Annotated in this window: 22 protein-coding genes and 1 pseudogene; 8 read left to right on the forward strand and 15 right to left on the reverse strand. The window is 71.2% G+C overall.

The features are described from left to right. The 10 genes and pseudogenes from MJ604_RS21515 to MJ604_RS21560 form a co-directional block, all read right to left on the reverse strand. Positions 1 to 690, reverse strand: a pseudogene (locus MJ604_RS21515) (HNH endonuclease); the annotation flags it as partial. A gap of 275 nt (positions 691 to 965) precedes the next feature. Continuing rightward, the gene (locus MJ604_RS21520) at positions 966 to 1,349 is read right to left on the reverse strand and encodes a nuclear transport factor 2 family protein (protein ID WP_243060765.1); all 384 of its coding nucleotides are present in this window, start codon (positions 1,347 to 1,349) and stop codon (positions 966 to 968) included. Then, on the reverse strand, positions 1,349 to 2,266 hold the full coding sequence (gene era, locus MJ604_RS21525) for a GTPase Era (protein WP_243060766.1): 918 nt from the start codon (positions 2,264 to 2,266) through the stop codon (positions 1,349 to 1,351). The genes MJ604_RS21520 and era overlap by 1 nt, the downstream gene beginning before the upstream one ends. Beyond that, positions 2,263 to 3,039 carry a siderophore-interacting protein gene (locus MJ604_RS24365; RefSeq protein ID WP_243060767.1) on the reverse strand — a complete coding sequence of 259 codons (777 nt, stop codon included), beginning with the start codon at positions 3,037 to 3,039 and terminating at the stop codon, positions 2,263 to 2,265. The genes era and MJ604_RS24365 overlap by 4 nt, the downstream gene beginning before the upstream one ends. Before the next feature lie 10 nt (positions 3,040 to 3,049). Then, positions 3,050 to 4,321 carry a cyclopropane-fatty-acyl-phospholipid synthase family protein gene (locus MJ604_RS21535; RefSeq protein WP_243060768.1) on the reverse strand — a complete coding sequence of 424 codons (1,272 nt, stop codon included), beginning with the start codon at positions 4,319 to 4,321 and terminating at the stop codon, positions 3,050 to 3,052. Further along, complete coding sequence (locus MJ604_RS21540) at positions 4,318 to 5,673, reverse strand: FAD-binding oxidoreductase (protein WP_243060769.1); 1,356 nt, start codon at positions 5,671 to 5,673, stop codon at positions 4,318 to 4,320. The genes MJ604_RS21535 and MJ604_RS21540 overlap by 4 nt, the downstream gene beginning before the upstream one ends. Before the next feature lie 161 nt (positions 5,674 to 5,834). Further along, complete coding sequence (locus MJ604_RS21545) at positions 5,835 to 6,176, reverse strand: cytidine deaminase (protein ID WP_243060770.1); 342 nt, start codon at positions 6,174 to 6,176, stop codon at positions 5,835 to 5,837. Beyond that, on the reverse strand, positions 6,169 to 7,464 hold the full coding sequence (locus MJ604_RS21550; protein WP_243060771.1) for a hemolysin family protein: 1,296 nt from the start codon (positions 7,462 to 7,464) through the stop codon (positions 6,169 to 6,171). Before MJ604_RS21550 ends, MJ604_RS21545 begins: the two co-directional genes overlap by 8 nt. Next, the gene (gene ybeY / locus MJ604_RS21555) at positions 7,457 to 7,921 is read right to left on the reverse strand and encodes an rRNA maturation RNase YbeY (RefSeq protein ID WP_243060772.1); all 465 of its coding nucleotides are present in this window, start codon (positions 7,919 to 7,921) and stop codon (positions 7,457 to 7,459) included. Before ybeY ends, MJ604_RS21550 begins: the two co-directional genes overlap by 8 nt. Continuing rightward, positions 7,918 to 8,940 carry a PhoH family protein gene (locus MJ604_RS21560; RefSeq protein WP_243060773.1) on the reverse strand — a complete coding sequence of 341 codons (1,023 nt, stop codon included), beginning with the start codon at positions 8,938 to 8,940 and terminating at the stop codon, positions 7,918 to 7,920. Before MJ604_RS21560 ends, ybeY begins: the two co-directional genes overlap by 4 nt. 106 nt (positions 8,941 to 9,046) lie before the next feature. Between MJ604_RS21560 and MJ604_RS21565 the strand changes: the two genes are divergently transcribed. Further along, positions 9,047 to 9,280: a hypothetical protein gene (locus tag MJ604_RS21565; RefSeq protein WP_243060774.1), complete on the forward strand. Its 234-nt coding sequence runs from the start codon at positions 9,047 to 9,049 to the stop codon at positions 9,278 to 9,280. Here the strand turns inward: MJ604_RS21565 and MJ604_RS21570 are convergent. Beyond that, positions 9,277 to 10,485: a hypothetical protein gene (locus MJ604_RS21570; RefSeq protein WP_243060775.1), complete on the reverse strand. Its 1,209-nt coding sequence runs from the start codon at positions 10,483 to 10,485 to the stop codon at positions 9,277 to 9,279. The two genes, MJ604_RS21565 and MJ604_RS21570, sit on opposite strands and share 4 nt — an antisense overlap. Further along, positions 10,482 to 10,820, reverse strand: a complete 339-nt coding sequence (locus MJ604_RS21575; protein ID WP_243060776.1) for an HIT domain-containing protein — start codon at positions 10,818 to 10,820, stop codon at positions 10,482 to 10,484. Before MJ604_RS21575 ends, MJ604_RS21570 begins: the two co-directional genes overlap by 4 nt. Before the next feature lie 92 nt (positions 10,821 to 10,912). Here MJ604_RS21575 and MJ604_RS21580 point away from each other — a divergent pair, with 92 nt between their 5' ends. From MJ604_RS21580 to MJ604_RS21605, 6 genes are read left to right on the forward strand one after another with little or no spacing between them, the layout of a single operon-like run. Next, positions 10,913 to 11,419, forward strand: coding sequence for a SigE family RNA polymerase sigma factor (locus tag MJ604_RS21580; RefSeq protein ID WP_243060777.1), 507 nt, complete (start codon positions 10,913 to 10,915; stop codon positions 11,417 to 11,419). Further along, the gene (locus MJ604_RS21585) at positions 11,416 to 12,315 is read left to right on the forward strand and encodes a Gmad2 immunoglobulin-like domain-containing protein (RefSeq protein WP_243060778.1); all 900 of its coding nucleotides are present in this window, start codon (positions 11,416 to 11,418) and stop codon (positions 12,313 to 12,315) included. The genes MJ604_RS21580 and MJ604_RS21585 overlap by 4 nt, the downstream gene beginning before the upstream one ends. 26 nt (positions 12,316 to 12,341) lie before the next feature. Next, positions 12,342 to 13,235, forward strand: a complete 894-nt coding sequence (locus tag MJ604_RS21590; RefSeq protein WP_243060779.1) for a Gmad2 immunoglobulin-like domain-containing protein — start codon at positions 12,342 to 12,344, stop codon at positions 13,233 to 13,235. Positions 13,236 to 13,246: 11 nt separating this feature from the next. Beyond that, positions 13,247 to 14,143 (forward strand): winged helix DNA-binding domain-containing protein, encoded by an 897-nt coding sequence (locus MJ604_RS21595; protein ID WP_243060780.1) that lies wholly within the window; start codon positions 13,247 to 13,249, stop codon positions 14,141 to 14,143. Between the two features lie 58 nt (positions 14,144 to 14,201). After that, entirely contained in the window at positions 14,202 to 14,702 is a 501-nt protein-coding gene (locus tag MJ604_RS21600; protein ID WP_243060781.1) for a SigE family RNA polymerase sigma factor, read from the forward strand. Next, positions 14,699 to 15,391 carry a hypothetical protein gene (locus MJ604_RS21605; RefSeq protein WP_243060782.1) on the forward strand — a complete coding sequence of 231 codons (693 nt, stop codon included), beginning with the start codon at positions 14,699 to 14,701 and terminating at the stop codon, positions 15,389 to 15,391. The genes MJ604_RS21600 and MJ604_RS21605 overlap by 4 nt, the downstream gene beginning before the upstream one ends. On the opposite strand, the gene MJ604_RS21610 is transcribed toward MJ604_RS21605, so the two are convergent. Genes MJ604_RS21610 through hrcA form a run of 3 tightly spaced genes read right to left on the reverse strand, consistent with a single transcriptional unit; the run spans position 15,392 to position 18,354 of the window. Then, complete coding sequence (locus MJ604_RS21610) at positions 15,392 to 16,132, reverse strand: 16S rRNA (uracil(1498)-N(3))-methyltransferase (RefSeq protein ID WP_243060783.1); 741 nt, start codon at positions 16,130 to 16,132, stop codon at positions 15,392 to 15,394. After that, complete coding sequence (gene dnaJ / locus MJ604_RS21615) at positions 16,132 to 17,307, reverse strand: molecular chaperone DnaJ (protein WP_243060784.1); 1,176 nt, start codon at positions 17,305 to 17,307, stop codon at positions 16,132 to 16,134. Before dnaJ ends, MJ604_RS21610 begins: the two co-directional genes overlap by 1 nt. A gap of 33 nt (positions 17,308 to 17,340) precedes the next feature. Continuing rightward, positions 17,341 to 18,354, reverse strand: coding sequence for a heat-inducible transcriptional repressor HrcA (gene hrcA, locus MJ604_RS21620; RefSeq protein ID WP_243060785.1), 1,014 nt, complete (start codon positions 18,352 to 18,354; stop codon positions 17,341 to 17,343). 130 nt (positions 18,355 to 18,484) lie between these two features. Here hrcA and MJ604_RS21625 point away from each other — a divergent pair, with 130 nt between their 5' ends. After that, entirely contained in the window at positions 18,485 to 19,141 is a 657-nt protein-coding gene (locus MJ604_RS21625) for a hypothetical protein (protein ID WP_243060786.1), read from the forward strand. Positions 19,142 to 19,148 lie beyond the last annotated feature (7 nt).

Raw genomic sequence — 19,148 nt, forward strand, 5'->3', positions numbered from 1 at the left:
GATCGAGCGGCGGACGTCGATCGGGAGGGCGGGGTCGAGGGTGGCGGCCTTCGCCTTCAGGTTGTCGTCCAACGCGACGGCGTCGGCGAGGTCCATGATCCCGGCGACGGGGACCTGTCCGGTCGAGGTGACCTGGCGCCAGTAGAACGTGAGGTGCCGGTGCTCGGCGTCGGCTTGGCGGCGTTGTTCGGCTGCGGCCGGGTCGAACTCCGCGCGGGCTGCTTCGACGGTGCGCTCGATCTGGGCGAACGTGCACGTGTGGAGGACCGGCGCGAGCGCGCGGTCCACGAACGCCGCCGCATCGACCGGCAGCGCCTTGGTCTGCTGGGCGACCTTCCGGGCCTTCCAGACCGCGACCTCGCCCGCACCGACGCGTGCCCAGGTGCGCGGGAGCCGGTGCGCCAGCTCAACGGCATCGCCGATGAACACCCGGCCGGCGTCGGTGTTCATCCCGACCGCGAGCGCGAACTCGGCGATGGAGAACTCCGCGACCGTCGGGGCGCCGTCACCGGCGACCTCGAGCTCCCGCTCCTCCCAGGACCGAGTCTGGTCCACGGCATCGCCGGGGTTCAGTGCCGCCCACTCGACCGCGAGCTGCAGCTTGTCGATCTCGGCTTTCACGGCGGCGGCTTGGCGTTGGCGGGCGACCTTCAGCACCTGCTCACGAGTGAGGGTGCTGGTCGTCGTCATGGTTCAAGCCAAGCAGGGACCACCGACAATGGGGCCTCGGATTCCCTTGTTCTGACCGGGATGTGGACACGTCCGCGAAATAGTTCCGAGGATTTCGGTGGTGGTTTCGAGACAGGCGCGAGCGCGCCTTCCTCAACCATCGAAGGGTGCGAAGCCCACCACCGGAAAGCCGGGAAGCAGCGCCAGCCCGCATCCGCCGTACCCGCGTAAAAGCCCTGCCGGTCGCAACCAGAAGCAACCCGCAAGCGACCGAGATCCAGGTGGTCTCGAGACAATCAGCGCCCGAGCTCGGCGGCCATCTTCTCCATCAGCGTGGTGAGGCCCTTGAAGGGGCGGACCATCACGGTGAAGTCGGTGAGCCGGTCATCGGCACCCCAGGTGAGCATGTCGACGCCGTGGACGGTGAGGCCGTCGAGCGTCGCCTCGAACTCCAGGACCGCGGAGTCGTCGCCGTACCACTCGCGGACGTACGACAGCGTGGGGCCGAGGACGGTGATGGCGGCCGAGAGGTAGGCCGTGGTGATCGCCTTCCCCTCCTGGACCGTGTGGACGGCCGGGGAGCGGAAGGTGCAGTCGTCGGCGAGCAGGCCGTCGAGCAGCGAGGCGTCGCGACGAGCGGCGATCTCGTGCCAGGCGGCGACCGGGGCGGGGCGCGACATCAGAAGCCCAGCTTCCGCAGCTGCTTGGGGTCGCGCTGCCAGTCCTTGGCGACCTTGACGTGGAGGTCGAGGTACACGGGAGTGCCGAGCAGGGCCTCGATCTGCTTGCGGGAGCGGGAGCCGATGGACTTCAGGCGCGAGCCCTTGGGCCCGATGATGATGCCCTTCTGGGAGTCGCGCTCGACGTACACGTTGGCGTGGATGTCGAGGAGCGGCTTGTCCTCGGGCCGGTCCGCGCGGAGGTTCATCTCCTCGACGACGACCGCGACCGAGTGCGGGAGCTCGTCTCGCAGCCCCTCGAGCGCGGCCTCGCGGATCAGCTCGGCGGCGAGGATCTCCTCCGGCGCGTCGGTGAGGTCGCCGTCCGGGTAGAGCTGCGGCCCCTCCGGCAGCAGGCCGACGAGGAGGTCGGCGAGAAGCGACACCTGGTCGCCGGCCTTCGCCGACACCGGCACGATCTCGGCCCACTCGACCCCGATCTCGGCGCCGAGGGCCTGGATGTCGAGCAGGTGCGCGCCGATCTGCTCGGGCGTGGCGAGATCGGTCTTGGTGGCGATCGCGACCTTGGTGGTGCGCTTGATCTTCGCCATCTCGGTGGCGATGAACTTGTCGCCGGGCCCGATCTTCTCGTTCGCCGGGAAGCACACGGCGACCACGTCGACCTCGGCGAGCGTCGTCGCGACCAGGTCGTTGAGCCGCTCACCGAGCAGCGTGCGCGGCCGGTGCAGGCCCGGGGTGTCGACGAGGATCAGCTGCGCGTCCTCGCGGTGCACGATCCCGCGTACGACGGTGCGCGTGGTCTGCGGCTTGTCGGAGGTGATCACGACCTTCTGCCCGACCAGGGCGTTGGTCAGCGTCGACTTGCCGGCGTTCGGCCGCCCGACGAAGGAGACGAACCCACTCCGGTGCTCGCTCATGATTCCCTCGCTTCGTCGTACTCGGCCCAGATCTGCTCGTCGCTCTTCCCCGCTGCCTTGCCGGCCCGGTAGATCGGCCCAGGGTCGACGGCGCGCGGCTGGCGCTGGGCGACGCCGCGCCAGTAGCCCATCACGTCGTACGCCGTGCTCGGCAGCCTACGGTCTCGCATCAGGTGCTTGCGGATCGCGCGCATCTGCGCGGACTCCCCCGCCATCCAGAAGTAGCCCTCGCCGGTGGGCCAGTCGATCGTCTCGACGACCTCCGCGAGCGCGCTCTGCCCCTCACCCGGCGGCGTCAGCCACGTGACGTCCCCGGAGAGGTACGACGACAGGTCGTCCGGAACCTCGGCCCAGATCCGGGTCGGCACGTCGACCTCGGAGGCGATCCGCGCCATCGCCGGCATCGCGGTCAGGTCCCCGACCAGCAGCAGCCACTGCGCGTCGGCGGGCATCGCGAACGAGCCCTTGGCCTCGGTGATCGTCACGGTCTCACCGACCGTCGAATCGGCACCGTCGCGGGCGGCCCACTCGGTCACCAGGCCGACCTCGTGCACCACGACGTCGAGCACCAGCTCACCGCCGGACCACGAGCGCACCGTGTAGTAGCGGCTCTGGAACTGCCCGGGCACGACGAGACCGACCCACTCGTCGGGGATCCCGGTCGACTCGAAGGTCGCCAGGCCGGGCCCACCGAGGGTCAGCCGCACCAGGTGCGCCGAGATCTGCTCCCGACGGAGTACCTGTGCGTCGTACTGCTGGGCCCGCGTGCTCACGGGCTCAAGGCTAGAACGTGTGACGCAGGGGGTACCCGCTGGCCCCGTCCGAGTCGGTCTTGGTCGCGAGCACGTGGTGGAGCTGGATCTCGTTGCGCTCGAAGCCGAGCCGCGACCCGGCCATGTACAGGCCCCAGATCCGCGCGGTGCCCTCACCGACCTCCTCGACGCAGGCGTCCCAGTTCGACTCGAGGTTGCGGCACCAGCCCGCCAGCGTCTTGGCGTAGTGCACGCGGATGTTCTCCTCGTGCTGCACCTCGAGGCCGGCGTCCTGGATCTCGCTGATGATCGTGCCAGAGCCGATCAGCTCGCCGTCCGGGAAGACGTACCGGTCGATGAACGCGCCGGTGTTGCGCGGCTTGTTGTCGTACCGCGTGATGCAGTGGTTGAGCAGCCGGCCCTGCGGCTTGAGGTGGTCGCGGATCCAGCCGAAGTACGCCGGGTAGTTCTTGACCCCGATGTGCTCGGTGAGGCCGATCGAGGAGATCGCGTCGAAGCCCGACTCCTCGACGTGGCGGTAGTCCATGAACCGCACCTCGGCGAGGTGGTCGAGGCCCTCCTCCTTGATCGCGCGCTGCGCCCAGGACGCCTGCTCGCGCGACAGGGTGACGCCCAGCGCGTGCACGCCGTACTCCCGCGCCGCGTGCCGGACCATCCCGCCCCAGCCGCAGCCGAGGTCGAGCAGCCGTTGTCCGGGCTGGAGGTCGAGCTTGCGTGCGACCAGGTCGTACTTGGCGTGCTGCGCCTCCTCGAGGGTGGCGTCCTCGGTCGGGAAGACCGCGCAGGTGTAGGTCATCGACGGCCCGAGGACGTACTCGTAGAACTCGTTGGAGACGTCGTAGTGGTGATGGATCGCCTCGGCGTCGCGCGACTCGGAGTGCCGCAGGCCCTCGACCATCCGGCGCCAGCGCGGCAGGTGCTCCTGCGGGGGCGGCGGCGGGGGCTTGAGGTTCGCGATGCCCAGGCTGCGCACGATCGAGACGACCTCGGCGGCGGACGGCCGGCGGAACTTCGTGTGGTTCATCAGCAGCCGCAGGATCGGGTAGGGGTCACCCGGGTGCACGCCGGTGAGCTCGAGGTCGCCGGCGGCGTAGGCGCGGGCCAGACCGAGGTCGCCGGGCGCGGTCATGATGTACGCCAGGCCACGCTCGTTGAGGAGCGTCATCCCGTACTGCGCGTCCACCGGCCCGGCGGCGCTGCCGTCGTACGCCGTGAACCGCAGCGGCATGCCGTCCTTCAGCAGCGACTCGATCGCGGACGCGATGGTGTAGGTCTTGCTCATCGTCTCTTCACCGCCTTGTCGTAAAGGCTTGTCAGCCGGTCCTGCGGGTCGTAACGACCCTTCACGTCGGCGAGATTCCCGCCGTCGTAGAGCTCGTCGAAGGTCTCGCGGTCGTAGAACGCCTCGCTGTAGAGCGACTTGTGCCCGCCGAGCGCGTGCACCTTCGCCTCGATCGCGCGGTTGCGCGGGCCGTTCGGCGCGTCGGGGCCGACGTGCACCGTCCCCCAGAAGCCCGCGTTGACGTACGTCGCGTTCGGCTCCAACGGGTAGGAGGGCCAGGCCCGCTTGGCGACCAGCGGGCACAGCCACACCGGCCGCATGCCGACGGCCTCGTCGAACCACGCGAGGAACTCCCCGAGCCGCTCGACCGGCACCTCGACGTCCTGGATCACCCGCTCGCGCAGCGGCCGGCCGGCGCGCCGGTCGAGGCGATCGGCGATCGAGAAGCGCCGGTCGAGACCGAGCAGCTTCATGTAGACGTCCGAGCGCCGCCACCGCCGCGGCCACACCTTGCGCAGCCTCGGGTTCTGCGCCCCGAACGCGCCGGAGCACCAGAACCAGTCGGTGTCCCAGCGCCACAGGTAGTCGTACATCGTCAGCAGGTCGGTCTCCCGTTGCTGGATCGACTTGTAGAAGACCTGCTGGCCGGCGTAGTCGCTGGTCGCGCCGCCGTCCTCGGTCCAGGTCGCGAGCGTCAGGTAGTACTCCCCCGGCGCGAACGCGACGCCGTCGAGGCCGTCGACCCGTACCCCGTCGTACGACGCCGCCTCGGTGATCTCGGCGATCGCCTTCGACAGCAGGTCGACGTCGTCGAAGCGGACGTGGCGCAGCGCGACGTACCCGGGCACCGGCTCGAGCCGGATCTTCAGCCTCGTGGCGTAGCCGAGCGAGCCGTAGGAGTTCGGGAACGTGTCGAACAGGTCCTCGCCCGGGACGGTGGTCACCACCGCGCCGGCGCCGGTGAAGACGTCCATCTCCAGCACCGACTCGTGCGGCAGCCCGTTGCGGAAGCTGGTCGACTCGATGCCGAGCCCGGTCACCGCGCCGCCGAGCGTGATCGTGCGCAGCTGCGGGACGACGTATGGGATCAGGCCGTACGGCAGCGTCGCGTCGACGAGGTCCTCGTAGGTGCACATGCCCTGCACGTCCGCGGTGCGGGCGTCGGCGTCGACGGCGATCACGCCGTCCAGCCCGGAGACGTCCAGGCCCGGCGCGTTCGTCGCGGCCCGCGGGCGGAACAGGTTGGACGTCTTCTTCGCCAGGCGAACCGGCGAGCCGCTCGGGATGGCGGCGTACGACGACCGGAGGCGGTGCACAGCCTGCTCGTGTGCTGCCCAACCTTTGGCACTCACGGGACGTAACCTACTACTGCCCACGGGGCCGTCGCGATCGTTTTCGGCCCGCCGGAGAACGTACCGGTTCCAGATCTGGCCGGCGCCGAGCCGGCCGGGGAAGATCCTGCGCGTCGGCTCGGACTGGGCACGCGCCCAGCACGCGTCCGTCGCTGACCAGGTCAGGAGCTGACGGTCTCCGCGATCGTGCCCCGCGTGTCACCGCGGTGCACGACGATGCCCTCGCCGCCGATGTCGCGCAGGGCCGAGAGGTCTTCGGGGCTGACGGCGTCGGCGTCCGTCAGGACCACGGCGGCCTCGAGACCCTTCGCGCCGGAGGCGACCGCCATCGCGACGCAGACCCCGATCGCCGAGACCTGCAGCGAGCTCAGGGCGACGGTGGCTCCGGCGTAGGTGCGGCCGTCGGCGTCGCGTACGGCGGCGCCCTCCGCAGCGTTGGTGCGGGCCCGGGTCGCGCGCGCCAGGGTCACCAGCTTCTTGTCCTCCGCGGAGAGGTCACTCATCGTCGTCCTCGCTCTCGTCGTCCTCGGGCACCCGCGCGATCAGCACGCTCCCGATCCGGTTGCGCCGGCCGGTCGCGGCCTCGGCCTCGAAGCGCAGCCCGTGGGCCTCGACGACCGACCCGGGGATCGGCACGCGGCCGAGGTGCTTGGCCATCAGGCCGCCGACACTGTCGACGTCCTCCTCCTCGACGTCGAAGCCGAACAGCTCGTCGAGGTCGTCGATCGGGTACCGCGACGACACCCGCAGCCGGCCGTCGTCGAGGGTCTCGACCTCGACCTGCTCCTCGTCGTACTCGTCGGTGATCTCGCCGACGATCTCCTCGAGCACGTCCTCGATCGTGACGATGCCGGCGGTGCCGCCGTACTCGTCGACGACCACGGCGATGTGCTGACGGTTGGCCTGCATCTCCGAGAGCAGCGCGTCGACGGGCTTGGACTCCGGGACCCAGTACGCCGGCCGCATGACCTCGTCGATGCGCTGGGTGAACTCCACGTCGGGAGCCTCGAAGTCGCGGCGGACGATGTCCTTCAGGTAGGCGAACCCGACGATCGTGTCGAGGTTGTCGTCGATGACCGGGACCCGCGAGAAGCCGCTGCGCAGGAAGAGGGACATCGTCTGGCGCAGGTTCTTGTAGCGCTCGATGTAGACCACGTCGTTGCGCGGCACCATCACCTCGCGCGTGCTCGTGTCACCGAGCTCGAACACCGAGTGGATCATCTTGCGCTCGCCGGACTCGATGACCGCGGACGCCTCGGCGAGGTCGACCAGCTCGCGCAGCTCGGTCTCGGTCGAGAACGGGCCCTCGCGGAAGCCCTTGCCCGGCGTCAGCGCGTTGCCGAGCAGGATCAGCAGCCGCGGGATCGGGCCGAGGACCGCGGTCATGGTCGCGATCGGCGCGGCCGAGAGCAGCGCGACCCGCTCGGAGTGCTGGCGGCCGACCGTGCGCGGGCCGACGCCGATCGCGACGAACGACACCAGCAGCATCACGCCGATCGAGGTCAGCACGGCCGGCCAGAACGCGTCCCACGCGACGTGCAGCTGCACCGCCACGATCACGATCGCGGAGATCTCGCACAGCAGCCGGAGCAGCAGCGCGGTGTTCAGGTAGCGCGGCGGGTCCTCGAGCACCACCAGCAGCCGGCGCGATCCCGGGCGCCCTTCGGCGGCCAGCTCCTCGGCGCGGGCGCGCGAGAACGACCCGAGCGCGGCGTCGGCCGCGGAGAACAGCCCGGCGAGTACGACGAGAGCGGCCGCGACGATCAGCAGCCAGACGTCGCCGCTAGTCACCGGCGGGGCTCGGCGCGCGCCATGCGGCGAGGAGCTCGTCCTGGAGACCGAACATCTCCTTGTGCTCCTCGGGCTCCGCGTGGTCGTAGCCGAGCAGGTGCAGGATGCCGTGCACGGTCAGCAGCTCGATCTCGGCCTCGGTGCCGTGGCCGGCGGTCTCGCCCTGGCGGGCGGCGACGTCGGGGCACAGCACCAGGTCGCCGAGCACGCCCTCCTCGGGCTCCTCGTTGACCAGGCCCGGGCGCAGCTCGTCCATCGGGAAGGCCAGCACGTCGGTCGGGCCCTCCTTCTCCATCCACTGCTCGTTGAGCTGCGCGATGGTCGCCTCGTCGACGGCCTTGATGCACAGCTCGGCCTGCGGGTGCACGCGCATCCGGTCCATCACGAAGCGGCTCAGCTCCGAGAGCTTCCGCACGTCGAGCTCGCGGCCGGACTCGTTGAGGATCTCGATCGTCACGGTTGCTGGACCGCCTTCGGCGCGCGCTCGGTGCGGGCGTCGAACTCGTCGTACGCCGCGACGATCCTGCCGACCAGCTTGTGGCGTACGACGTCGTGGCTGGTGAGGCGGTTGAAGGAGATGTCCTCGACGCCGGTGAGGATGTCCTCGATCACGCGCAGGCCGGACTTCGTGCCGCTGGGCAGGTCGACCTGGGTGACGTCGCCGGTGACCACGATCTTGGAGCCGAAGCCCAGGCGGGTCAGGAACATCTTCATCTGCTCGGGCGAGGTGTTCTGCGCCTCGTCGAGGATGATGAACGAGTCGTTGAGCGACCGGCCGCGCATGTAGGCGAGCGGCGCGACCTCGATGGTGCCGGCGGCCAGCAGCTTCGGGATCGTGTCGGGGTCGATCATGTCGTGCAGGGCGTCGTACAGCGGCCGGAGGTACGGGTCGATCTTCTCGCTGAGCGTGCCGGGCAGGAACCCGAGCCGCTCCCCCGCCTCGACGGCCGGGCGGGTCAGGATGATCCGGTTGACGTTCTTGGACTGCAGGGCCTGCACGGCCTTGGCCATCGCGAGGTAGGTCTTGCCGGTGCCGGCCGGGCCGATGCCGAACGTGATCGTGTGCTTGTCGATCGAGTCGACGTAGCGCTTCTGGTTGAGCGTCTTCGGCCGGATGGAGCGGCCGCGGTTGCTCAGGATGTTCAGGCTGAGCACGTCGGCGGGGCGCTCGGTGGTCTCGGCGCGCAGCATGGTGTGCACCCGCTCGACGGTCTCGGACGTGATGCCCTGGCCGGTGCGGATGATCGTCACGAGCTCGTCGAGGAGACGCTCGGCCAGCGCGACCTCACCGGGCTCGCCGTACAGCGCGATGCGGTTGCCGCGGACGTGGATCTCGGCGTCGAACGCGCCCTCGATGATCCCGAGGTACTCGTCGCCGGGACCCAGCAGGCTGACCATGTTGATGCTGTTGGGGACCACCACCGTGTGTCGGGTGGCGTGAGCGGGTCGGTCCCCTGTGTGGTTGCTGTCAGTCATGGAGGCCCGGACGGGCTGGCCCTTTCGTTAGGTACTGCGAGTCGGTGATCAGGCCTCTCCATGCTACGGGAGCGCCGTAGCCCGGCCCAGCGAGTAACGTGGCGGCATGGAGAGGGAGCCCGACGAGGTGACCTCGGTCCACTGGGGCCAGGGGTTGCACGTCCCGGACGACGCACGCCGGATGGGGCTCACCCATCACGTGCCCGACGGCGCACTGCTGGACTTCGCCGGCTCGCTCGACCCGGCCAAGCCGCGGCACCTCGTCGCCGCCTGGGTGATGCTGTTCGTCTTCGGGATGCCGGTCCTGCTGATGGCGCTCCGGGTCGTCTACCTGCTCTAGGACTCGTCGTCGAAGGCGACCGAGAGCGTGCCGAGGCACATCTCGTCGGTGCTGCCCTCGGCCCAGAGGATGTAGCGGTCCTCGCGGTGCTCCTCGAAGGCCGGCAGCACGTCGCGCAGCCACTGCACGTGGGTGCAGGTGACCTTCACGGTGTCGCCGGCGTCGAGGTGCAGCGGCTGCTTCAGCGGCGTGGAGCCCTGGTTGTCGAAGTCCCAGATCGGTACGTCGAGGACCGTCCTCGCCTCCGGTGTCCCGGGGTTGGTCTCGATCGAGATCTTGCGACCCAGCAGGTGCATGTGACCGGCGACGCCGAGGATCGTCATGCCGCGGCTGACGTTGCGGACGCAGCTCGTGGTCTGCACGGCCTCGATCGGGGAGTCGCACAGCAGGTGCAGCAGGTTGTGGGTGTTCTGGTCCTCGCCGAACCGCTCGCGGATGTCGGCCTCGGCGTTCCACCGGTTGCACAGCGGGCTGCTGCTGTGGTCGGGGCGGCACGGCAGCTCGACGGGCGCGGGCAGCTGGTAGGTGTGCAGCGGGATCAGGTCGCTGTCGGCGGACATCCAGCGCAGCTGGGTGCTGGAGACGTCGGGAGCCGCACCCTTGAGCAGGTTGTAGTGGACCTGCATGACGATCTGCGAGCCCGCGCGCAGCGGCGTGCCGTAGCCGTCGCGCGTCATGGTCTCGTCGCCGCCGGGCGCCCACGCGGCCAGCCAGTTCGCGTCGTCGACGTTCGCGAACTCGCCCTTGAGGCCGGTGCCGCCGAAGCAGGTCCAGCCCGGGTCCTTCGTCTCGCCGTCGAGCGCCTCGGCCTCCGCGACCTGCTCGGGGTCGACCCGGAACAGGATCACGTGGTGCACGACCTGCGGGTTGCCCGGCAGCACCTGGTTGCCGGTGAGGAAGACGTCCTTGTCCAGCTCGGGGTCGAGCAGGAAGCACCGGTAGTCGTCGGTGCCGACGCCGGTCGGCGCGGACGGCGTGTACTCCTCCGCCATCTCGACCGTCATCCGGTGCTCGCCGTCGCGCAGCGGAAGCTGCTTGCCGGGCTTGATCGCGGCGAGCTGCGAGGCCTGGACCTCGGGCGGGTCCGGCTGCTTGAGGACGTCCGCGGGCGAGCCGGTACGCCGGTCCTGGCCCTCGGTGACGCAGGCGGACAGCGGGATCACCAGCGCCACGAGCGCGGTGACCAGGGCGAGGGTGCGCCTCATCCCGGCGGCCAGGTCAGCGGGCGGCCCGCGAGCACGTGGAGGTGGGTGTGGAAGACGGTCTGCCCCGCGCCGGCGCCGGTGTTGTAGACGAGCCGGTAGTCGTCGTACCCCTCGGCGGTCGCGACCGCGGCGGCGGTGAGCACCAGCTCGGCCGAGGCCTGCGGATCGGCGGCCGCGAGCTCGGCGGCGTTCGCGTGGTGCGCCTTGGGCACCACGAGCACGTGGGTCGGCGCCTGCGCGTTGATGTCGCGGAACGCGACCGTGCGCTCGGTGGTGTGCACGACCTCCCCGGGGATCTCCCCCGAGACGATCTTGCAGAACAAGCAGTCCTCCACGTGTGACCTCCTTCACCGAATCCTCGCACGCCGCATTTCATCCGTCGCGTAAACCGGTCGGCCGGGCTGTGCGTCCCACTAGCGTGACGACAATGACCGAGCGGGTGGTGTGGAGCGCCGACGAGGCGCTCGAGCAGCTCTACGCCGCGCACTGGCGGTCGCTCGTGCGTCTCTCCGTGCTCCTCGTCCGGGACCGGGGGGTCGCGGAGGAGGTCGTGCAGGACGCCTTCGTCGCGGTGCACGCGCACTGGTCCCGGCTGCGCGACCCCGACAAGGCACTCGCCTACCTCCGCCAGGCCGTCGTGAACCGGTCCCGCTCGGCGCTGCGGCACCGGGCGGTGGTCGACCGGCACGCGGCGACGCTCCGGGTCCTCGACTCCCCCGACGCCACGACCGACACCGACCGGCGCGAAGCCGTGCTCGACGCGATGCGGGCGCTCCCCCAGCGTCAGCGCGAGGTGCTCGCGCTGCGCTACTACCTCGATCTGTCCGAGGCCGAGATCGCGGACGCGCTCGGCATCAGCCGCGGTGCGGTGAAGAGCCACGCCTCGCGTGGCGCCGCCGCGCTGCGCACCCTGCTCCAGGAGGACGACCGGTGAACATCTCAGACCTGCTCCACGATGCGGTCGGCGACATCGAGCCCGGCGACCGGCTCGACGAGATCCGAGCGCGTACGGCGCATCCGGAGCGGTCCGCCGCGCGGCCGTGGTTCTACGCCGCGGGCGGGGTCGTGCTCGCCACCGCGGCAGCGGTGGCGGCGTTCGCGGTGCTCGGCGGCGACCCGTCGTCGGACCCGGGCCCGGCTCACCACGGCCACGAGCAGGAGACGTTCCTGGTGCCGGCGTACTTCGTCGGCGACACGCCCCGGGGCGAGCGGTTGTACCGCGAGTTCGACGAGGCGGAGGGCCACGACGCGCTCGACGCTGCACTGGCCCGCATCCAGGAGCCGCCCGCCGACCCGGACTACAGGACGCCGTGGCCGGAGGGCTCGTTCGGAGAGGTCTCGATCTCGGAACACGGTATCGACGTCGAGCGCACCAGCAACGAGCCGATGGACGACCTCGCGGTGCAGCAGGTCGTCTACACGCTGCAGGCCGCCGCCGGAGAGCGGCTGCCGGTGTGGTTCTGGCTCGAGGGCCAGCGCGGCAATGTGCCGGTCAACGCGGCACCCCAGAACGACGTGCTGAGCCTGATGAGCATCAGTGACCCGGCCGAGGGCAACGCGTACGAGGGCTCGATGATCGCTCGCGGGCGGGCCAACTCGAACGAGAGCAACGTGCTCTGGGAGCTGCGGGACCAGGACGACGTGGTCGTCGCCGACGGCTTCACCACCGCGGCCGGCTGGATGGACAAGCTCTACGACTGGGAGGTCGAGATCGACCTCACCGGAGTCCCAGCCGGCGACTACGTGTTCGTCGCCCTCACCGACGACCCGTCGGGTGGCGCCGAGGGATTCGGGCCGGACTCCGACACGCGATCGATCACCGTCCGATAACCGGTCGAGAACGGGAGGATTGAGCCATGAACGTCCGCACTCGCCTTGCCCTGCTGCTGTCCGTGTCCGCCCTGGCCCTGGTCGGCTGCGGCAACGACACCACCCCGACGGCGGCCGACCCGAAGCCCGGGAACGGTTCCGGCACGCACCAGGACGACAGCTCGCCCGCCGACCCCGACGAGTCGGACTCGGACAGCTCCGCGACGACGACGGTGCCGGTGTACTTCGTCGGCGACACCCCGCAGGGCGCCCGGCTCTACCGCGAGTTCCGCAAGGTCGAGGCCGACAACCCCGCCGTCGAGGCGCTGGCGCTGATGACGGCCGGCGACACCCTCGACGCCGACTACCGCACGGCGTACGCCGTCGACGGCACGTTCGCGGACGTCGAGATCGACGACGACGCCATCGAGGTCAGCCTCCCCGACGAGTCGTGGACGACGCTGCCCGACGGCATGACCGAGGAGGACGCGCGGCTGGCCGCGCAGCAGCTCGTCTACACGGTGCAGGGCATCGCGCAGGACCGGCTGCCGGTCGAGATCGTGCTCGACGGCGAGCCCGCGGACCTGTTCGGCTTCGGCGGGCAGATCGGCAACGAGCCCGAGCTCGACGTGCGCGCGATGGTCAACGTGACCTCGCCCGAGGAGGGCGCCTCGGTGAGCGGCAGCTTCACCGCGAGCGGGGTGTCCAGCTCGTTCGAGGCGACCACGCCGTGGGAGATCCGCGACTCGTCCGGCACCGCGGTGAAGAACGGCTTCGCCACCGCCGAGGGCTGGATGGACAAGCTCTACCCGTGGGAGACCGAGGTCGACGTCTCCGGCCTGGAGCCCGGCACCTACACCTTCGTGGCGCTGACCGACGACCCGTCGAGCGGCGAGGGCGGTGGCCCGACCGAGGACACCAAGACCATCATCGTGGGATGAGGCGCTGAGCCATGAGGTTGGGCAGCCGCCAGCTCAACCGCACCCTGCTCCACCGCCAGCACCTGCTGGAGCGCGTCGACGCGACGCCGGTGGAGATGGCCCAGCACCTGGTCGGGCTGCAGGCGCAGGAGAACCTGCCGCCGTACCTCTCGCTGCACGCCCGGCTCACCACGTTCGACCCGTACGACGTCACCCGCGCGCTCGAGGGGCGCACGCTGGTGCGGCTGCTGAGCATGCGCGGCACCATCCACCTGCTCACGCCCGAGGACGCTCTGGAGCTGCGGCCGTGGACGCAGGTCGTGATGGATCGGGTGCAGCGCAACCACGACGAGCCGGTGCCGCAGTTCCAGCGCGCGCTCGTGCAGACACCGCCGCGCGGCGCCTGGCAGCAGTCCGGCAAGGTCGTCTACGCGCCGCTCGAGGAGTGGGTCGGCGCACCGCTGCGCGAGCCGGACGTGCCCGAGATCGTGCGCCGCTACCTCCGCGCCTTCGGCCCCGCGTCGGCGGCCGACGTCACCGCCTGGTCGGGCGTCACCCGGCTCGGGCCGGTGCTCGCGGGCATGGACGACCTGGTCCGTCACGAGGACGAGGCCGGCAAGGTGCTGTACGACGTGCCCGAGGGCGTGATCACCGACGCCGACGTTCCTGTCCCGGTGCGGCTGTTCGGCACCTACGACAACCTCTGGCTCTCGCACGCGGGTCGCGACCGGGTGACCTCGCCCGAGAACCGCCGGCGGTGGATGGGGCCGAACGGCGGGGTGGGCATGGTGGTGCTCGTCGACGGGATGCTCGAGGGGCTCTGGAAGCCCGACGGGGAGCTGCAGCTGTTCCGCAAGCTGACCGCGGCGGAGCGGTCGGACCTCGACGACCGGCTCACCGCCGTCGACGAGCTCCTGAAGAACCGCTGACGCCGAGGCAACCGTTCGGGGCGCGCTGGTCTCTGTACGGGTGTGAGATCGGAACGACATGAGACGACGTAGCCGTGAGGACGCCTTCACCGCGTGGGCCGGCGACGCCCAGCACCAGCTGCACCGGAAGGCGTACCTGCTCACCGGCGAGCAGGAGAGCGCCCGCGACCTCGTGCAGCAGGTGCTGCTGAGCACCTACCTCGCGTGGCACCGGGTCGACCACCCCACGGCGTACGCCACGACGTCCTTGGTCCGCGCCTTCTTCAAGGTCGCCGAGCAGCGCCGGCGCGAGCTCCCGTCGGACGTCCTCGTCGAGATCCCCGCACCGCACCCGGCCCTCGATGACCGGTTGACCCTGCTCGACGCCCTCGCGGAGCTGCCACCCCGGATGCGCGCCACGCTGATGCTCCGCTTCTGGGACGACCTCTCCGTGCGGGACACCGCCCACGTCCTCGGCTGCTCCGAGGGGACGGTCAAGTCCGCCACCAGCAAGGCACTCGCCCACCTGCGCGACCGGCTCGGCGAGGCCGTCACCACCGCACCAGGAGAACTCCGATGACCACCGACCTTCGTGAGCGCCTGGCGGCCGAGCTCCAGCACCTCGACCTTCTCGACGACCTCACCCCCGACGTCCTCCGCCGCGGGCGCGCCACGGTGCGACGCCGACGGTCTGCGGTCGGCGCGCTCGCCGCCGCAGCCGTGGTGGCGGGGACCGTCTGGGCGAGCGCCGGGTCCGGCGACCGCGGCACCGATGCCGCCGAGCAGTCCCGGGAGTCGGCCCGCCAGGAGTGGACCACGCGGATGGAGCGGGTCTTCGCCGCGCACCTGCCCGACGGATTCGCCGCCGGGGTGACCGCGACGGGAGGGACCGACCGCAGGGCGCTCGAGTTCGTCGCGTCCGGGCCCGACGGCCGGGTCTCGCTCAACGCGACCGTCTACCTCGCCGAGGGCCTGCCGTTCCCTGCCTGCGCCGCGACCACACCACGGTGTCGCGTCCTCACCACGCCGTCAGGCCCCGCCACCGTCCTGACGAAGGTCTACCCCGAGGACCATCACTCCTACGCCTCGCAGATCTGGATCCAGGGCGACGGCGTCCAGACGATCGTGAACGTCGTCGAGGTGAGTCCCGGGGCCGACCAGTTCTCGATGGACGACCTGACCGGTCTCGCGTCGGACCAGGAGCTCAGCGAGGCCATCGTCTTCGCGACCGCCCACGACGGCGAGCTGCTGGAGTACGCCACCCGCTAGCTAGCGCCAGCGCGGGGTGCGCGACAGCAGGGCCGACACCGCCGCGACGCCGGCGGTCGAGGTGCGCAGCACCTCGGTGCCGAGCTTCACCGCGACGGCACCGGCGGCGACGAACGCCGCCACCTCGTCCTCGGACAGCCCGCCCTCGGGGCCGACGACCACGACGACCCGGCCGGAGGTGGGTACGTCGAGCGCGGCCAGAGAGGACGTCGCCTCCTCGTGCAGCACGACGGCGAGGCCGGCCGACCCGACCAGCGCGACGACGTCGGCGGTCGTCACCATCTCGGTGACCTCGGGGTGCCAGGAACGGCGCGCCTGCTTGGCCGCCTCGCGGGCGGTGGACCGCCAGCGGGCCAGGGACTTCGTGGCGCGCTCGCCCTTCCAGACCGCGACGCTGCGCGAGGCCGCCCACGGGACCACGGACGCGACGCCGATCTCGGTGAGCACCTCGACCGCGAGCTCGCCGCGGTCACCCTTGGGGATCGCCTGGACCACGACGAGGTCGGGCTCGGGCCGGTCATGCCGGGTCAGCTCCTCGACCTCGACCGCGAACACCCGCTTGCCGGTCGACGTCACCGCACCGCGCGCGGACGTGCCGCGGCCGTCGGTCAGCACGACCTGCTCGCCGACGCGCAGGCGGCGTACGGCGACCGCATGGTGCGCCTCGTCGCCGTCGACCGTCACCTCGTGCCCGACCGCGACCTCGTCGAGGCCGGGGACCAGGTGGACGGGGAGCGACATCAGTGGTTGAACGCGTCGCGGAGGCGGCCGAAGACGCCCTTCTGGCCGGGACGCACCTGGCCGGACGGCGCCTCCTCCTCGCGGATCGCCGCGAGCTCGCGGAGCAGCTCCTCCTGGCGCGCGTCGAGCTTGGTCGGCGTCTCGACGATGATCGTCACGACCAGGTCGCCGCGACCGCCGCGCAAGCCGGGGACGCCGAGACCGCGCAGGATCCGGTCGGCGCCGGACTGCGTGCCGGGGCGCACCTCGAGCTCGAACGTGGTCTTGAGCTCCGGGTCGGCCGGGCCGTCCTCGCCGACGACGTCGGCCTCGAGGGTCGGCAGGGTGAGCGTGGTGCCGAGCGCGGCCGCCGTCATCGGCAGCGTGACCGTGCAGTGCAGGTCGTTGGCGTGCCGGGTGAACGTCGCGTGCGGCGCGATCGTGATCTCGACGTACAGGTCACCGGCGGGACCGCCGCCCGGGCCGACCTCGCCCTCGCCGGCGAGCTGGACGCGGGTGCCGGTGTCGACGCCGGCCGGGATCTTGACGGTCAGCGTGCGGCGCGAGCGGACCCGGCCGTCGCCGGAGCACTCGCGGCACGGCTCGGGGATGATGCTGCCGAAGCCGCGGCACGCCGCGCACGGACGCAGGGTGCGGATCTCGCCGAGGAACGAGCGCTGCACGTGCGCGACCTCACCGGCGCCGTGGCAGGTCTCGCACGGAATCGGGTGGGTGCCCGCCGCCGTGCCCTCGCCCCGGCAGGTGGTGCAGAGCACCGCGGTGTCGACCTTGAGCTCCCGGGTCACGCCGAACGCCGCCTCGGCGAGAGTGACCTCGAGCCGGATCAGTGCGTCCTGGCCGCGCCGCTCGCGCGGGCGCGGACCGCGGCCGGCCGACGCGCCCGCGCCGCCGCCGAAGAACGCGTCCATGATGTCGGTGAACGAGAAGCCCGCGCCCTGGCCGAAGCCGCCGGCCGCGCCACCGAACGGGTCGCCGCCGCGGTCGTACGACGCCCGCTTGTTCGGGTCGGAGAGCACCTCGTAGGCGAGAGAGATCTCCTTGAACCGCTCCTGCGCCTCCGGGTCCGGGTTCACGTCGGGGTGGTACTGCCGGGCGAGCCGCCGGTAGGCCTTCTTGATGGCGTCACCGTCGGCATCGCGCGCGACGCCGAGGAGCTCGTACAGGTCCTGACTCAACTGATGATCCTTGTGTCGTGGTGGGACGGAGGCTCAGGCCTCGTCGAGGATGCGCGAGACGTAGCGGGCGACCGCGCGCACCGCGGCCATCGAGCCCGGGTAGTCCATACGGGTGGGCCCGACGATGCCGAGCCGGGCGAGCGACTCGTCGCCCGGGCCGTACCCGGTCGCGACGACGCTCGTGGAGGCGAGCTCCTGGTACGGGCCCTCGTGGCCGATCCGCACGGTCAGCAGCTCGCCGGTGGACGCCTCGCCGAGCAGCTTGAGGAGGATGACGTGCTCCTCGAGCGCCTCGAGCAGCGGGCGTACGGCGGAGTCGAAGTTGTCGCCGTACCGCGCCAGGTTGGCGGCACCGCCGACGACGATCCGCTCGTCGGAGCGGTGGTCGGACATCGCGTCGACCAGGGTCTCGGCGACCGTGCCGAGCGGCGTCGTACCGGCATCGGGCACGAGCGCCCGCAACGCGGTGACGGCCTCGGCGATGACCTCGCCGGTCGCGGCGCGGTTGACGACGCTGCGGAGATCGACGAGGTCCTCGTCGGCGAGGTCGGCACCGAGCTCGACCAGCCGCTGCTCCACGCGGCCCGTGCTGAGGATCAGCACGACCAGGAGGCGGTTGGGGGCCAGCGAGACCAGTTCGACGTGGCGGACCGTGGAGCGCGAGAGCGTGGGGTACTGCACGACCGCCACCTGGCGGGTGAGCTGCGCGAGCAGCCGCACCGACCGGTTGACGACGTCGTCGAGGTCGACGGCGCCGTCCAGGATCGTGGCGATCGCGCGCTTCTCGGCGGCGCTCATCGGCTTGACCGTGGTCAGCCGGTCGACGAACAGCCGGTAGCCCTTGTCGGTGGGGACGCGACCCGCGCTGGTGTGCGGCTGGGTGATGTAGCCCTCGTCCTCCAGCGCGGCCATGTCGTTGCGGACGGTGGCCGGCGAGACGCCGAGGCCGTGCCGCTCGACGAGCGCCTTCGAGCCGACGGGTTCCTCGGTGGAGACGTAGTCCTCGACGATCGCGCGGAGCACGGCGAGCCGACGTTCCTCCTGCATCCCGCCTCCTGTTTGGCACTCCACTGTCCGGAGTGCCAAGCCTACTAGGCCGGTGTCGCCGGGTGCGTACTCGTCGACGCGTGCCGTCGAGATAGGTTAGGCTTACCTAACTTCATCGTCAGGAGGAACCGTGACCGCACCGCACCCGCTCGCCGGCGACGCCCGCAGCATCCTGGCCTGCCCCGCGTCCGCGAGCCTGGTGGTCGAGGGCGAGCCGAACGCGATCGAGGACCGGCTCGAGCTCTGCGACGACGGCGGGACGCCGGCGCTGTACTGCCCGCCCGACTCCCCCGTCGCCCGGGCCGCCGGCCGCCGCTCGAGCGCGCTGCTCACGCTCACCAGCGGGCTCGGCCCGCGCGGCGGACCCGACCGCGCCGACACGCTGACCCTGGGCGGCCGCCTCGAGCCGACCCACGGCGAGGCGATCGTGCTGCACCTGAACTTCGTGCTGCTCGCCCGCGACGACCGGCAGCACAAGATCCCGCTCGCCGACTTCCGCAGCCCGGCGTACCGGATGAACCGCGGGCACCTCCAGCGCTCGACCGAGCACGCCAACGAGTGCCACCAGGACGAGCTGCGGCACGCGGTCTCGTTGGGCACCGGCACCCGGCCCGTCGAGATCCTCGGCGTCCAGATCTCCGGCCTGCGCCCCGAGAGCGTCGAGGTGCAGTGGGTCGACGAGCAGGGCGCGCACCAGCAGGTGCTGCGGTTCCCGCGGCCCGCGCGCGACATCGCCGACCTCGGCGAGCTGCTGCGCCGCGGCCTGTACGCGGGGTTGCGCCTCTAGGGTGTGT

It is taken from the genome of Nocardioides sp. SR21 (assembly GCF_022761125.1).
Lineage (GTDB): Bacteria > Actinomycetota > Actinomycetes > Propionibacteriales > Nocardioidaceae > Nocardioides.

Coding starts and splice junctions, on each gene's coding strand:
- MJ604_RS21600 (WP_243060781.1), top strand. CDS start 14,202: ATGAGACGACGTAGCCGTGAGGACGCCTTCACCGCGTGGGCCGGCGAC.
- MJ604_RS21570 (WP_243060775.1), bottom strand. CDS start 10,485: ATGAGGCGCACCCTCGCCCTGGTCACCGCGCTCGTGGCGCTGGTGATC.
- hrcA (WP_243060785.1), bottom strand. CDS start 18,354: ATGCAGGAGGAACGTCGGCTCGCCGTGCTCCGCGCGATCGTCGAGGAC.
- MJ604_RS21580 (WP_243060777.1), top strand. CDS start 10,913: ATGACCGAGCGGGTGGTGTGGAGCGCCGACGAGGCGCTCGAGCAGCTC.
- MJ604_RS21605 (WP_243060782.1), top strand. CDS start 14,699: ATGACCACCGACCTTCGTGAGCGCCTGGCGGCCGAGCTCCAGCACCTC.
- MJ604_RS21565 (WP_243060774.1), top strand. CDS start 9,047: ATGGAGAGGGAGCCCGACGAGGTGACCTCGGTCCACTGGGGCCAGGGG.
- MJ604_RS21520 (WP_243060765.1), bottom strand. CDS start 1,349: ATGTCGCGCCCCGCCCCGGTCGCCGCCTGGCACGAGATCGCCGCTCGT.
- MJ604_RS21560 (WP_243060773.1), bottom strand. CDS start 8,940: ATGACTGACAGCAACCACACAGGGGACCGACCCGCTCACGCCACCCGA.
- MJ604_RS21595 (WP_243060780.1), top strand. CDS start 13,247: ATGAGGTTGGGCAGCCGCCAGCTCAACCGCACCCTGCTCCACCGCCAG.
- MJ604_RS21610 (WP_243060783.1), bottom strand. CDS start 16,132: ATGTCGCTCCCCGTCCACCTGGTCCCCGGCCTCGACGAGGTCGCGGTC.
- era (WP_243060766.1), bottom strand. CDS start 2,266: ATGAGCGAGCACCGGAGTGGGTTCGTCTCCTTCGTCGGGCGGCCGAAC.
- MJ604_RS21590 (WP_243060779.1), top strand. CDS start 12,342: ATGAACGTCCGCACTCGCCTTGCCCTGCTGCTGTCCGTGTCCGCCCTG.
- MJ604_RS21545 (WP_243060770.1), bottom strand. CDS start 6,176: ATGAGTGACCTCTCCGCGGAGGACAAGAAGCTGGTGACCCTGGCGCGC.
- MJ604_RS21535 (WP_243060768.1), bottom strand. CDS start 4,321: ATGAGCAAGACCTACACCATCGCGTCCGCGATCGAGTCGCTGCTGAAG.